Source organism: Shewanella sp. SP1S2-4 (assembly GCF_031932075.1).
Lineage (GTDB): Bacteria > Pseudomonadota > Gammaproteobacteria > Enterobacterales > Shewanellaceae > Shewanella > Shewanella baltica.
In genome coordinates this window covers 14,034-27,097 of sequence record NZ_JAUOET010000030.1, presented here as the reverse complement: position 1 = coordinate 27,097, position 13,064 = coordinate 14,034, and the positions used below count along the sequence as shown (strand labels likewise).

General features: G+C 42.8%; 14 protein-coding genes. 10 read left to right on the top strand and 4 right to left on the bottom strand.

Translation table 11 applies throughout. The annotated features are described in order from the left end of the window. Window positions 1-24: 24 nt before the first annotated feature. The 3 genes from Q4Q52_RS19325 (at window position 25) to Q4Q52_RS19315 (ending at window position 2,849) form a co-directional block, all read left to right on the top strand. The gene (locus Q4Q52_RS19325) at window positions 25-1,098 is read left to right on the top strand and encodes a hypothetical protein (RefSeq protein WP_311898291.1); all 1,074 of its coding nucleotides are present in this window, start codon (window positions 25-27) and stop codon (window positions 1,096-1,098) included. Between the two features lie 84 nt (window positions 1,099-1,182). Further along, complete coding sequence (vioA, locus tag Q4Q52_RS19320; protein ID WP_107950040.1) at window positions 1,183-2,289, top strand: dTDP-4-amino-4,6-dideoxy-D-glucose aminotransferase VioA; 1,107 nt, start codon at window positions 1,183-1,185, stop codon at window positions 2,287-2,289. Further along, complete coding sequence (locus Q4Q52_RS19315) at window positions 2,289-2,849, top strand: galactoside O-acetyltransferase (protein ID WP_107950038.1); 561 nt, start codon at window positions 2,289-2,291, stop codon at window positions 2,847-2,849. Before vioA ends, Q4Q52_RS19315 begins: the two co-directional genes overlap by 1 nt. Before the next feature lie 74 nt (window positions 2,850-2,923). Here Q4Q52_RS19315 and Q4Q52_RS19310 read toward each other — a convergent pair whose 3' ends face one another. Next, on the bottom strand, window positions 2,924-3,838 hold the full coding sequence (locus Q4Q52_RS19310) for a WavQ (protein ID WP_107950036.1): 915 nt from the start codon (window positions 3,836-3,838) through the stop codon (window positions 2,924-2,926). A 291-nt stretch (window positions 3,839-4,129) separates the two neighbouring features. Here Q4Q52_RS19310 and rfbB point away from each other — a divergent pair, with 291 nt between their 5' ends. The 7 genes from rfbB (at window position 4,130) to Q4Q52_RS19275 (ending at window position 10,604) form a co-directional block, all read left to right on the top strand. Further along, the gene (rfbB, locus tag Q4Q52_RS19305; protein WP_107950034.1) at window positions 4,130-5,188 is read left to right on the top strand and encodes a dTDP-glucose 4,6-dehydratase; all 1,059 of its coding nucleotides are present in this window, start codon (window positions 4,130-4,132) and stop codon (window positions 5,186-5,188) included. Between the two features lie 88 nt (window positions 5,189-5,276). Further along, the gene (gene rfbA / locus Q4Q52_RS19300; RefSeq protein ID WP_107950032.1) at window positions 5,277-6,146 is read left to right on the top strand and encodes a glucose-1-phosphate thymidylyltransferase RfbA; all 870 of its coding nucleotides are present in this window, start codon (window positions 5,277-5,279) and stop codon (window positions 6,144-6,146) included. Between the two features lie 47 nt (window positions 6,147-6,193). Then, window positions 6,194-7,075: a dTDP-4-dehydrorhamnose reductase gene (rfbD, locus tag Q4Q52_RS19295; RefSeq protein ID WP_107950030.1), complete on the top strand. Its 882-nt coding sequence runs from the start codon at window positions 6,194-6,196 to the stop codon at window positions 7,073-7,075. Between the two features lie 10 nt (window positions 7,076-7,085). Next, on the top strand, window positions 7,086-7,625 hold the full coding sequence (gene rfbC, locus Q4Q52_RS19290; RefSeq protein ID WP_107950028.1) for a dTDP-4-dehydrorhamnose 3,5-epimerase: 540 nt from the start codon (window positions 7,086-7,088) through the stop codon (window positions 7,623-7,625). A gap of 20 nt (window positions 7,626-7,645) precedes the next feature. Continuing rightward, window positions 7,646-8,476, top strand: a complete 831-nt coding sequence (locus Q4Q52_RS19285; protein WP_311898292.1) for a hypothetical protein — start codon at window positions 7,646-7,648, stop codon at window positions 8,474-8,476. A 70-nt stretch (window positions 8,477-8,546) separates the two neighbouring features. Beyond that, a complete protein-coding gene (gene coaD, locus Q4Q52_RS19280; RefSeq protein WP_006084735.1) occupies window positions 8,547-9,038 on the top strand; it encodes a pantetheine-phosphate adenylyltransferase in 492 nt (163 codons plus the stop codon). Window positions 9,039-9,128: 90 nt separating this feature from the next. Next, window positions 9,129-10,604, top strand: coding sequence for a capsule assembly Wzi family protein (locus Q4Q52_RS19275; protein WP_311898293.1), 1,476 nt, complete (start codon window positions 9,129-9,131; stop codon window positions 10,602-10,604). 75 nt (window positions 10,605-10,679) lie between these two features. Here Q4Q52_RS19275 and mutM read toward each other — a convergent pair whose 3' ends face one another. The 3 genes from mutM to moaA all read right to left on the bottom strand — a co-directional run bounded on the left by mutM (window position 10,680) and on the right by moaA (window position 13,060). Next, window positions 10,680-11,495: a bifunctional DNA-formamidopyrimidine glycosylase/DNA-(apurinic or apyrimidinic site) lyase gene (mutM, locus tag Q4Q52_RS19270; protein WP_259214350.1), complete on the bottom strand. Its 816-nt coding sequence runs from the start codon at window positions 11,493-11,495 to the stop codon at window positions 10,680-10,682. Between the two features lie 35 nt (window positions 11,496-11,530). Further along, the gene (locus Q4Q52_RS19265; RefSeq protein WP_311991381.1) at window positions 11,531-11,986 is read right to left on the bottom strand and encodes a hypothetical protein; all 456 of its coding nucleotides are present in this window, start codon (window positions 11,984-11,986) and stop codon (window positions 11,531-11,533) included. Window positions 11,987-12,076: 90 nt separating this feature from the next. Beyond that, window positions 12,077-13,060 carry a GTP 3',8-cyclase MoaA gene (gene moaA, locus Q4Q52_RS19260; RefSeq protein ID WP_311991380.1) on the bottom strand — a complete coding sequence of 328 codons (984 nt, stop codon included), beginning with the start codon at window positions 13,058-13,060 and terminating at the stop codon, window positions 12,077-12,079. Window positions 13,061-13,064: the final 4 nt, after the last annotated feature.

Genomic DNA, 13,064 nt, shown 5'->3' with positions numbered 1-13,064 from the left:
ATTTATTTGGATTAAAGGTTAATTATGGCTCCTCAAAAAGCCCCTAAGTTCTTGTTTATCCCAGTCTCATCGGCTGAGGGCATAGGTGAGTATATGCGCTCAATGATCATTGCCGATGAGGTGAAAAGAACTTGGCCGAATGCCGAGATAAAGTTTATTTTAAGTGAAAAAGCACCCTATGCGGCTCAATGCCCTTATCCGGCAGTGCTACTTGAAGATACGCCGACTAAACAAGTCAAAGCGGTGAATCAAATCATGTCTGATTACCTGCCCGATATAGTATTGTTCGATGCTTCTGGGCGTAAATCACAGTTAGTCCATGCCCATAAACTCGGCGCTAAGGTCATATTTCTCAGCCAGCACAAGCGTAAGCGTAGCCGTGGAATGAAAATTGGCCGCGCTTTAGTGACGGATTGTCATTGGGTCGTGCAACCAGAATTTGTGATCGGTCCTATCAGTTGGTTAGATCGCCTGAAGCTGAAACTCATTAATAAACCCGCGCCTTTGAATATAGGTCCTGTCTTTACTCAGCCCGATGCAAGCACTCAAGCGGCATTATTAGCGCAATATCAGCTAACGCAAAATGAGTTTGTATTATTTAATGCGGGTTCTGGTGGGCACAAGGTAAATGGCGAATTAGCCGCAGATATTTTTGCTCAGGCCGCTCATGAAAGCTATAAAGCATCTGGCATAACAAGTGTCATGGTTTTTGGCCCTAATTATCCAAATCCTCTGCCTGAGCTTGAGGGGGTAGTTGTTATTCCTCAATTGAATAATCAGCAATTTATTAATATTTTGGCCGCGGCTAAGGCTGCCGTATTGAGCGGTGGAGATACTTTATTACAAGCGATAGCGCTGCACAAACCGACCTTGGCTGTTCCTGTATCTAAGGATCAGCCGCCAAGGATTGAAAAATGTGTATCAGAAAAGTATGTAATAAGTTGTGAAACTAAATCAGAAGCCATAGGACATAAGATTGCCTTGCTCTTAGATCCTACATTAGCTAATCAGCTAATAACCTCATTAGCAAGAGGCGAGCAGCTTAACTGGCTTGATGTGGCGATGAAGGAGTTGGCATTTTTGTTAGATCTTGGCTGATTTTTTATGATGAGTCATTTTTAGCCTATTAATCTTACCTGGCTAGTATGCAATATTTCTGCATTATTTATTGAGAGAATACATATGTCTAAACTGATCCCAGTGACTCAACCATTCTTGCCCGAACTGAATGAATTTACCCCATATCTTGAAGAAATATGGGGTAATCGTTGGTTAACAAATAATGGCCCATTCCATCAGAGACTCGAAAAAGAACTGGGTAAGTATCTTGGTGTACGGCATGTCTCATTATTTAATAATGCTACGATCGCGCTAATCACGTCTTTGCAGGCATTAAAGATATCTGGAGAAGTGATTACAACGCCATATTCTTTTGTTGCGACGAGTCATTCTATTTTATGGAATGGGCTCGTGCCAGTTTTTGTCGATATAGATCCCAATACGTTCAATATAGACCCTAAAAAAATTGAGGCTGCAATCACACCTAAGACATCGGCTATTATGCCAGTCCATTGTTACTCCAATCCTTGTGATGTTGAGGCGATCGAGGCTATTGCAGATAAACATGGGCTTAAGGTCATTTATGATGCTGCTCATGCATTCGGTGTTAATTACAAAGGTCAGAGTTTACTTAACTATGGTGATTTATCTATTTTAAGCTTTCATGCCACGAAAGTGTTTAATACTTTTGAAGGTGGAGCTGTGATTAGTCCAGATGCAGAGACCAAATTACAAATCGATAGGTTGAAAAACTTTGGTATTGAGGATGAGTTAACGGTTACCGCGGTAGGCATAAATGGAAAAATGAGTGAAATCAATGCTGCCTTTGGTTTGGTGCAGTTGAAATATATTGCCCAAGCAATAGAGCAACGAAAAGTTATCGATCATCACTATAGAGAGAAGCTTGCTGAAGTAGAAGGAATTAGGGTGCCTGAATTATCTAAAGATAGTAACAGCAACTATTCTTATTTCCCTATTTTGGTTGAGTCATCATATAGTCTGACTCGAGATGAACTTTATGAAAAACTAAAGAAAAACAATATTTTATCTCGTCGTTATTTTTACCCGTTAATCAGTAATATGTCTATGTATAAAGGGTTGGAGTCTGCTTCAGTAGCTCATCTTCCCTATGCGAATGAGACTTCAAATAAAGTATTGTGCATTCCTATTTTTAATGAGATGGAAATTGATGATGTTAATTTAATTATTGACTTGATAAGGAGTATCTAATGGCCTATTTGAGCCGTGATGAATTAGAAAAGATGGGATTCGCTTCAGTTGGAGAGACAGTTTTTATTTCAGATAAAGCATCTATCTACGGTACTGAGAGAATTACTCTTGGTAATAATATTCGCATTGATGATTTTTGTGTGTTATCTGCTGGTACTGGCGGAATCGTCATTGGCGATTATGTCCATATAGCCGTTTTTTCCTTATTGATTGGCGCTGGGGAAATTGTGTTATCTGATTTCAGTACATTATCATCTCGTGTCAGCGTATATTCTAGTAGTGATGATTACTCTGGTGAGTATATGACAAACCCCACAGTGCCAGCAGAATTTACAAATGTAAATCATGGTGATGTATTAATTGGAAGGCATGTTGTCATAGGCAGTGGCAGTGTGATTTTACCTGAGTCTATTATTCATGATGGTGTTGCTGTCGGGGCATTATCTTTGGTTAATAACATATGCCATGAATTTGGCATATACGCTGGCGTGCCAGCAAAGAGAATTAAAGAACGGCAGCGGAAGTTACTTAATATTGCAGATATTGCAAATCTTAAGTAGATTCACTTTACATAAAGATATGCCTAGTATTTATGCTGAATAAATGCCAAGCATATCCCTTGTGGCTATAGCCGTCAGGATAAATTAAAAAATGTTTTTGATTCCAGCATAAAATCAGTCACAGATTGTGCATAAGCCTTATCGAGTTTTTCAAAATGTTGTCTTTTTAGACGCCTGGTCGAATTGGCGAACTCTAAGTCTTCCAATCCATAGGCTATGCCATACCGATTCTCAATGTTGGGATACCATTGTTCTTTTGTGACACCTTCATCCGGTACTACAATTGACTCACAACCACATAGAGAGGCAAACGATGAATAGGCAGAATAAGTGTCATATGAAATAAATTGTTTTACCCGCTTGAAGATTTTTGCTGTTTCTTCATGTGATAAACCATCAATAAGAATTGCATCTTTTGGGTGGTATGTTTTCGGCTTTATTTTATCTTTTCGGATAGAATATGCGACACCAGCTCTAGACTCCTGTGTATTTTTTTCATTGTATATTTCATAGGGGATATGCAAGATGTTGAGAATGTTATTCGATAATGTCGAACCATGGAAATGAAAGTCGTTGACGAGACCATGGTCAAATTTGAAATAAAGTTCATTAGCACCATAGAAAACCTCTCCGGTAAAGAAACCTGGTTTGTTTAACAACCATCTAATGATATTTTTTGCTTTTAAAGGATTTCCAAAAACGAGCTCAGGGTATATAACAATATCATTGTCAGTGATTTTTCCTTTATATACTGGCGTGTTGAATTCAGGGTTAGTTCTATATTGCCTAAATAATCCATCAATAGACTTATTAATAAACTTTTTTAGTCCAGAGAGATCTTTTTTGCTGAATTTATATTGCTGAAAAAAAGGAAATATCACAGCATTACCACCGAGCTCATTAATGAGATGGCATAGTTTGTGTAAAACAATCACACCTCCAGAGGTTCGATTATATGAAGGTGCAAAAATGATGTATCTCGTTTGCATTATCTAACCTATTATGTTGCTTAAGTGAATTTTTGTCTTAAGTTGTTGATCTTGATGGTAAGGCTAAGTATTTTAACATTGCTTAGAAAGTATTGTAACTAGTTGTGTAGGCTTGTTGGCATCTCAATGCATTCATCCGATTGTTTAGGAAAAGTCATAACAATATTTTGGGTGGGTAGGCTATGGCTTTGTGCCTACCGTCTTTCTGTTACTTTGGTTGATCGTGTACCTTTACTGAGTGGTTTGATATCATAAACCTCATAATTTTTGTGATAATTTTTTGAGGTTGGAATGAAGATCTTAGTAACGGGTGGTGCAGGGTTTATTGGTTCAGCATTGATCCGGTATATCTTAAGTAACACCGAAGACTCGATCGTGAATCTCGATAAATTGACCTATGCGGGTAACTTAGAATCTCTGGCTGGCGTTGAATCGAATCCAAGCTATCAATTTGAAAAAGTTGATATTTGTGACAGAGCAGAGTTAGACCGTGTATTTTCTGCTCATCAACCTGATGTTGTTATGCATCTTGCTGCTGAAAGTCATGTCGATCGTTCGATCGATGGTCCTGCCGCTTTTATTGAAACCAATATTATAGGCACATATCAGTTGCTGGAAACGGCTCGTCATTATTGGCGTGGACTCGATGCTGAGCGACAGTCACGGTTTAGATTTCACCATATTTCTACCGACGAAGTGTTTGGTGATTTGCCTAATATGACGGATCTTTTCACTGAGACGACATCTTATGCGCCCAGTAGTCCGTATTCTGCCTCTAAGGCGTCGAGCGATCATTTAGTGCGTGCCTGGCATCGCACTTACGGCTTGCCAGTTATTGTCACAAATTGTTCGAATAACTATGGGCCCTTCCATTTCCCCGAGAAGCTTATTCCCTTGATGATCTTGAATGCTTTGGAAGGCAAGGCTTTACCTGTCTATGGTAACGGCCAACAGATCCGTGACTGGTTATATGTGGAAGATCATGCCCGCGCACTTTATCGAGTCGTGACTCAGGGCGTTATTGGTGAGACTTATAATATCGGTGGGCATAACGAGCAGAAAAATATCGATGTTGTGATGGCTATTTGTGAGTTATTGGAAGAGTTGGCGCCGACAAAACCTAACGGCGTAAATCGTTATAGTGATCTCATTACCTATGTTGATGATAGGCCTGGGCATGATCTGCGTTATGCTATTGATGCGTCTAAGATTGCGTCAGAATTAGACTGGCATCCTGAAGAGACTTTCCATTCAGGTATTCGTAAAACGGTTGAATGGTACCTCGCCAATCAATCTTGGTGCCAACATGTGCTTGATGGTTCATATCAGCGTGAACGTTTAGGTGTGTAACCATTTCACTCAATAAAGTTAATATGATTTTAGGTTTCAGTCATTTTGCCGTGGCTTGAAAGCTAAGCTCTAACATCTAGGATATTTAATGAAAGGTATTATTCTTGCGGGTGGTTCTGGTAGTCGTTTATATCCTATCACTCGAGGTGTCTCTAAACAGCTATTGCCTGTTTATGATAAGCCCATGATCTATTATCCATTGTCGACACTTATGCTAGCAGGAATCCGTGATGTATTAGTGATCACTACGCCGGAAGATAATGCGAGTTTCCAGCGATTATTGGGTGATGGCCGCGACTTTGGTATCCATATTTCCTATGCAATTCAAGAGAGTCCCGATGGCTTAGCGCAAGCATTTATTATTGCAGAAGATTTTATTGGTAGTGACAGTGTTTGTTTAGTACTCGGCGACAATATTTTTTATGGCCAATCTTTTAGTAAAACCTTAAAACAGGTCGCTAGCCGACCTACGGGGGCGACGGTATTTGGATATTACGTCCGAGATCCCGAGCGTTTCGGAGTCGTGGAGTTTGATCAAGATTACCGCGCCATTAGTATTGAAGAAAAACCAACTACACCTAAATCAAATTGGGCTGTGACTGGTTTGTACTTTTATGATAATTCGGTCATCGATATTGCTAAAAGCATCAAGCCCTCCGCCCGTGGCGAGCTTGAAATCACTGAGGTGAACCAAATTTACCTTAATGCCGGCAGCTTAAATGTTGAAATTCTTGGGCGTGGTTTTGCCTGGTTAGACACTGGTACGCATGAGAGTCTGCATCAGGCCTCTTCCTTTGTGCAGACAATTGAAAATGTACAAGGTCTAAAAGTGGCATGCTTAGAAGAAATTGCATGGCGAAATGGCTGGTTGAGTGATGCTGAATTGATTGCTCTCGCTCAACCTATGCTAAAAAATGATTATGGTCGCTATTTAGTCTCACTTATGGATAAGCGATAGTCCTATGACTTTTCATTCAGTTCGATTCATTGTGGGTAGATAAGCCGATGAAGATACTCGTCACAGGTGCAAAGGGACAAGTCGGTAGTCAATTGGTTGAGAAACTGAGCGGCGGCATTAATACCCACGTGGAATTATTGGCAGTGGATCGACACTTGCTGGATATCACCGATGAGTTGGCCGTAAATGCTTGCATTGAACGTTTTCGCCCTGATGTTGTGATCAATGCCGCCGCTTATACTGCGGTGGATCGGGCGGAGCAAGATGAACTTAATGCAAAGCGTGTAAATCACTTGGGGCCCCTTTATTTAGCTGTTGCGGCCAATAAGATTAAAGCCACTATGATCCACGTTTCTACCGATTATGTGTTTTCTGGTGATGCAAAAGTTCCTTATATTGAGTCAGATACAGTCGATCCTCAAAGTGTTTACGGTGAAACCAAGCTGGCGGGTGAACAAGCTGTTATAAATACTAATCCTCAGCATTTTGTTTTGAGAACTTCATGGGTTTTTGGCGAGACTGGGGCTAATTTTGTCAAAACGATGTTGCGTATTGGTCGTGAACGGTCGGATATTCGTGTTGTCTGTGATCAATTTGGGAGTCCCACTTATGCGGGTGATATTGCCGACACGCTGATCGCTATGGCAAAACGCTCAATGGAGCATGAATGTCCTTGGGGTATCTATCATTTTAGTGGCTCACCCTACGTTTCTTGGCATGAATTTGCACAGTATATTTTTGACGAGGCCTATGCCCAACGGTGTCTAAATACGCACATTAAGGTTAAGCCTATTACTACATCTGAGTACCCCACTGCCGCTAAAAGACCCTTAAATTCACGGTTGAATTGTACAAAAATTGCAACAAACCTAGGTGTTTATGCGAGTGATTGGCGATTGGCGTTTAAAGACATTAAGGCCTATTTATAGTAGTAAGACCATGAATATTATAGAAACTAACATTGTAGATGTGAAAATTATCGAGCCTCAAGTTTTCGGTGATGAACGTGGCTTTTTTATGGAGACTTGGAGTCAGAGAGATTTCCAACAAAAGGTCGCCGACTGCCTATTTGTGCAGGATAATCATTCGAAGTCTTGTAAAGGGATACTGCGCGGTTTGCATTATCAGACTGATCAAACTCAAGGCAAACTTGTACGAGTTACCTCGGGTGAAGTCTTCGATGTGGCAGTTGATTTGCGTAATAATTCCCCGACTTTTGGCCACTGGGTTGGTGTTTACTTATCCGCAGAAAATAAAAGACAGTTGTGGATTCCTGCAGGCTTTGCCCATGGTTTTTATGTCACGAGTGATGAAGCTGAATTTGTGTATAAATGTACCGATTACTACCATCCAGCCTCTGAACAGAGTATTGCTTGGGATGATCCCGAGTTAGCAATAGCTTGGCCGATAACTGTCCCTCCCATATTGTCTGCTAAAGATAAGATGGGGACGGCATTTGCCGATGCTTTTACATTTTAGTTCGTCGAGGTTTACTGTAAATGTATGATCGAAAACGCCAAGCGATAGTAATTCTTGTGAGTTATTATTCGCATTACAAGGAAAACGCACTTAAGTACAGTGCCGATATTCTGTCAAAAATTTCCGACAAAGTTAAAATCTGCGTTGTATACAATACGGTTGAGGCGCGTACGCAAACCACTCAATATGATCACTTTATTGATTTTGAGCTTGAAGGCAGTAATAAAGGTTGGGAGTTTTCTGCTTGGGACGAAGGGCTTGCCCATGTTCGACAGCAGATTAATATAGCAGATGATGATGTACTGATTTTTGCTAATGATACTTTTTGCCACCATTGGCCGTTTTCATCCCTTAATGTGAAATTTATTAGTCAGGCTATTAATTGCGCTAGCTTTGGTGAGGTAGTGGGCGATATAAAGCATTTTAAACAGACCATTCAGTTAAACCAGGTGACGGGTGATGCTTGGATTGCGTCTTATTTATTGGCAGTACATATGAAGGATATCGGGCTATTACTACCGTTCGATAAGATTGGTTGCGATGATGATTTTAAAGCGTCGATTCTAGTCAATCATGGCAAGATTGAGTTTGCCCGTAGCTGTGCTGAAATACAAAACCATTTGTCGACTTATATGTTTCCTACCAAACAAGGTAAAGGCTGGTATAACGCGAGTTGTAAAAATCCAGAGCTGATAAAGCTTAAGGTGATCGCCATTCTCAATGAGATACTATTGTCTATAACTTGTGTTCAGCGTGGCGGTAAGTTAGTTTCATTTCATCCGCAGAAGTGGATGCGATCGTTAAATCGTTTTCGGCGGAAGTGGATGGCATTTAAGCGTAAATTAAGTTAGCAGCGTGTTTTAGGGTATCTTCTTGGGTGCCTTTAATGAATATATGATAGCGGTGGGATGTACTTTTACTATGCACACAAGAGCAATTTACCCAGGGACCTTCGATCCTATCACCAATGGTCATGCCGATTTGATTGAGCGAGCGGCTAAGCTGTTTAAGCATGTGATTATTGGTATTGCAGCCAATCCTTCCAAGCAGCCAAGATTCACCTTAGAAGAGCGGGTTGAACTGGTAAATCGTGTCACCGCTCATTTGGATAATGTTGAAGTGGTTGGATTTTCGGGTTTACTGGTGGATTTTGCCAAGGAGCAAAAGGCCAGTGTGCTAGTGCGTGGCTTACGTGCGGTATCTGACTTTGAATATGAATTCCAGCTAGCAAATATGAATCGTCGATTGAGCCCAGATCTGGAAAGCGTGTTTTTAACGCCTGCCGAGGAAAATTCCTTTATCTCCTCAACCTTAGTAAAGGAAGTCGCCTTGCATGGTGGCGATGTGAGCCAATTTGTTCACTCAGAAGTGGCGACAGCATTAGCAGCAAAGCTTAAGCTGGCTAAACCTTAGATTTTACCCGCGTACCTGATGGTTTTTACGTAGGCGTTTTGTGTTAACTTTGAGGCATTGTGGCCTCGCGATGATACTTAAAAGGATGTTATGAAGGCTTTTTTAACCCCCACGATCCTTGCTACTAGCATTGCCTCTGGCCTATTTTTTTCTTCAATACTTGCCGCTGCACCTTGGGTCGATGCCTCTGATATTTATCTTAGAGCGGATATTCAAGCGTTGGCCGATGCGGGTGTGATCACTGTTCCTGTGAATACTTATCCCTTGATGTGGTCAGGAATTGGCGGCGATTTAGCAAAAGTAGAGCCTGAATTGCTTTCTCCTAGTTTAGTGCAAGCCTTTGCTCGGGTTAACTTTTACTATCAAAATGCTGTCGATAATCGCGGCAATGCGAGGGTTAAAGTCTCGGGCGCGACCGATCCTGCTCGTTTTCAACACTATGGCTCCAATTATCGCGAGAAAGGTGAAGTGCTGGGCTCCTACGAGTATTTAGGATCGCGTGTTGCCTATAAGGCGACGGTGGCAGAAACCTATGATCCGCAAGATAATAAAAACTTTCGCCTCGATGAGTCATATTTTGCCATCATTTTCGGTAATTGGATTGCGACCTTAGGTTCGGTTGAACAGTGGTGGGGGCCTGGATTTGACTCTACATTGCACCGTTCTAATAACGCTCGCCCTATGCAGTCGCTAACGCTGAGCCGCAATAATGCCGCAGCCTTTGAAACGCCTTGGTTATCTTGGATTGGTCCTTGGACATTTAAAACCGGATTTAGCTTAACGGAAGTTGATCGTGCAGTGCCTAAAACGGCTGAGTGGGATATGCGCTTAAGTGCAAGACCGATTAAGCAGCTAGAAGTGGGTCTGTCGTGGTCTACATTGTTTTGCGGAGAGGGCCAAGATTGTAACTTCAACTCTTGGTGGGATTCGGTTGCCAGCAACTCAGTTTGCCTCGATGGTACAAGTGATTGCGCGCAAGAAGATCGCCGCGATGCAGGTCATAGAACCCAAAGTATCGATATGCGTTATAGCAGTTCTTTGCAGGATATTCCTGTGGGATTGTATCTCGAACATAGTTGTGAGAATGGCAGCGACTGCGGCTCACTTTGGGGAATTGACACCCATTTTGGCACATCGGGTAAGCAGTTTAAGCTGTTTATGGAATATTCAGACACCTATGTAAAATGCGATGGTGATAGTGCCAATTGCTTCTATGAAGATCCTGTCTATCTAAGTGGTTCTCGTTATTATGGCCGTGCTTTAGGCTCAACCTATGATAGCGATGCTCAAACGTTTGTGGTGGGATTAGTCGGCCAGTTTAGTAACAGCCGAGGTTTTACCTCTTTATTGCGTTATGCGAAGTTGAATAAAGATGGCACTAATGTGGCGAGCACTTGGGCGCCACAACCACCGAAGGAAGATTTGTTGATGCTTGAGCTTTCTTACCGTATGCCTGTATGGAAAGGCATGTGGAGCTTAGGTGGAACGGTATCGAGATCGGAATTTGATGTTCAAGAAAATGATACTAATGCCACGCTCTTTAGCAGTTTTGAGTATCGCTTCTAATCGTAGCTCACATCTGATAACGACAAAAATGCCAAGCCAATGCTTGGCATTTTTGCTTCTAATATAACGCAATGCTTAGCGTGTCTGGCAAATGCCACAGAATACTGTGGTGCGCTGGCCTAAACGGATTTCACTCAATAAGTTACCGCAGCTGGTGCAGGTTTCACCGCCGCGACCATAGACATGCAGCTTTTGGGCGAAGTAGCCCGGCTTGCCATCGGCATTGGTGAAGTCTTTCAACGTAGTGCCGCCTTGCTTAATGGCGTGGGCTAAGATTTGCTTCACTTCGGCAACTAAAACGGTCAAGCGCTCGATATCGATTTTACCTGCTTCGGCTTCTGGGTGAATGCCCGCCGCAAACAGGGCTTCATTGGCGTAAATATTACCCACTCCCACCACGATATGATTATCCATCAGGCAGAGTTTGATGGCCTTTCTCTTGCCTGCTAGTGCTGCCGCTAATTGTGCGACATTAAAAGCATGGGTCAGTGGCTCTGGCCCCAGTTTGGCGAGTAATGGATGAGCTTCTTCTGGGAGTTCACACCATAGCCAAGCACCGAATCGTCTTGGATCGTTAAAACGTAAAATGCGGCCGTTGGCGAGCACTAAGTCTATATGGTCATGTTTTTCCACTGGGGTATCGTGGGGCAAAATCCGTAAACTCCCCGACATGCCTAAATGCACTATGCTAGTGCCCGCATCAGTGTCGATTAACAGGTACTTAGCACGGCGACGCACTTGGCGTATGACTTGGCCGATAATTTGTTTGGCGATGTCAGGTACTGGCCAGCGCAGCGAACCATTGCGGATCACAAGATCAACCACGGTTTGCTCGACAAGGAAGGGTGCAATACCCTGACGGGTGACTTCAACTTCTGGTAATTCCGGCATGGATTCTTTCTTATCTTAAGTAAAATGGGGCGGCATTAAGCTGCGGGTTTCGCATCGAGGATCGGTTGCAGTTTAGCTCGTAAACTCGGAGGCACTAAATACCAATTGCCTGCGGGAGACTTTAAGGCGCCTTCATTAGGGAAATAGATCCACAGCTGAGCATCGCGGATATCTGCAATCTGGATGACTAATTCTTGTGGATTATCTGTGGTTTCTGGTGCAGCCGTTAAGGGAGACACCCGTATGGTTTGCCACGCTTTAGCCCATTCATCACAGTTGAGAACTTTAGTGTCGCACTCCCATTGTGATGCTTGCTTGTGCAGCCACATCCCATTGAGTTGCAGCTGTGAAAGCGGCGCATTATCGTCAAATAGCAGCTGAGCATCACTCGGAACATTATTGGTCTTGTTATCCATAAAAGTCAGCACGGCGACCATAAAGACACAGGCGACAATAATGACGTTATTCCATTGCTTACGAGTTAAGGCCATAGAAATGTGTGACGCTAAGTATGGGGTGATGCTTCGAGTTTATCACGGCAAAATTGAGATGCTAGCCCTTAAGCGATTGAGGGGTGATGCTTAACCGCCAGTGGCGTTCATAAAACGTAGAATTTGTACCTGATTATTGCCAAAGTCGTGTTGCTTAGGCTTGAGGTTAATGCCCGCGAGAATAGCGGCTTTAAGTCTCTCAATATCTGCGGGAAATTCCCTGACTATGCTTTTGAGATCAACAGCATGCTCATTGCCCAAACACAGCAATAATTGGCCTTCGACTGTGACGCGTACTCGATTGCATTCGTGGCAGAAGTTGTGGCTGTGGGGTGAGATAAAGCCGATATGGATTGGGCTGTCGGCCATAGTGTAATACCGCGCTGGGCCGCCAGTACGTTTGTTAGATAGCTGCAGCGGATAGCGACTTTCTATGATGGCTTTGACTTCATCGCTGCTGCAATGACGGGCACGTTTACGCTCATCTATTTCGCCAAGTGGCATTTCTTCGATAAAGGCGATGTCTAAACGGCGACCACGGCAGAAATCAACTAAATCAATGACTTCATTATCATTCTGCTGCTTTAAAATCACTGCATTAATCTTGATACGTTCAAAGCCCGCCGCAATGGCGGTATCGATACCGTCGATGACTCTGTCTAATTTGCCGTTACGTGTTACCTGGGTAAACAATGTGGGGTTTAAAGTATCTAGGCTGATATTGAGGCGCTTTAATCCTGCTGCAAACATGGGCTTAGCGAATTTTGTCAGCCTTGAACCATTGGTGGTCATGGACAAATCTGTTAGCCCTGGCAGTTTGCCAAGTAGACTCACTAGCTGATCGCAATCGGTGCGAACTAAGGGCTCGCCGCCAGTCAGGCGAATTTTAGTCACACCAAGCTCGGTAAAAGCTTGGGCAATCCAAGCTAACTCTTCGAGGTGGAGTACGTGGTCCTTTGGCAGAAAACAGGGATCTTCCGTCATGCAATAGACACAGCGAAAGTCGCAGCGGTCGGTGACCGAGAGCCGTAAATATTCGACCTTACGGCCAAAGGAATCCACCATTAGACTCATAAAA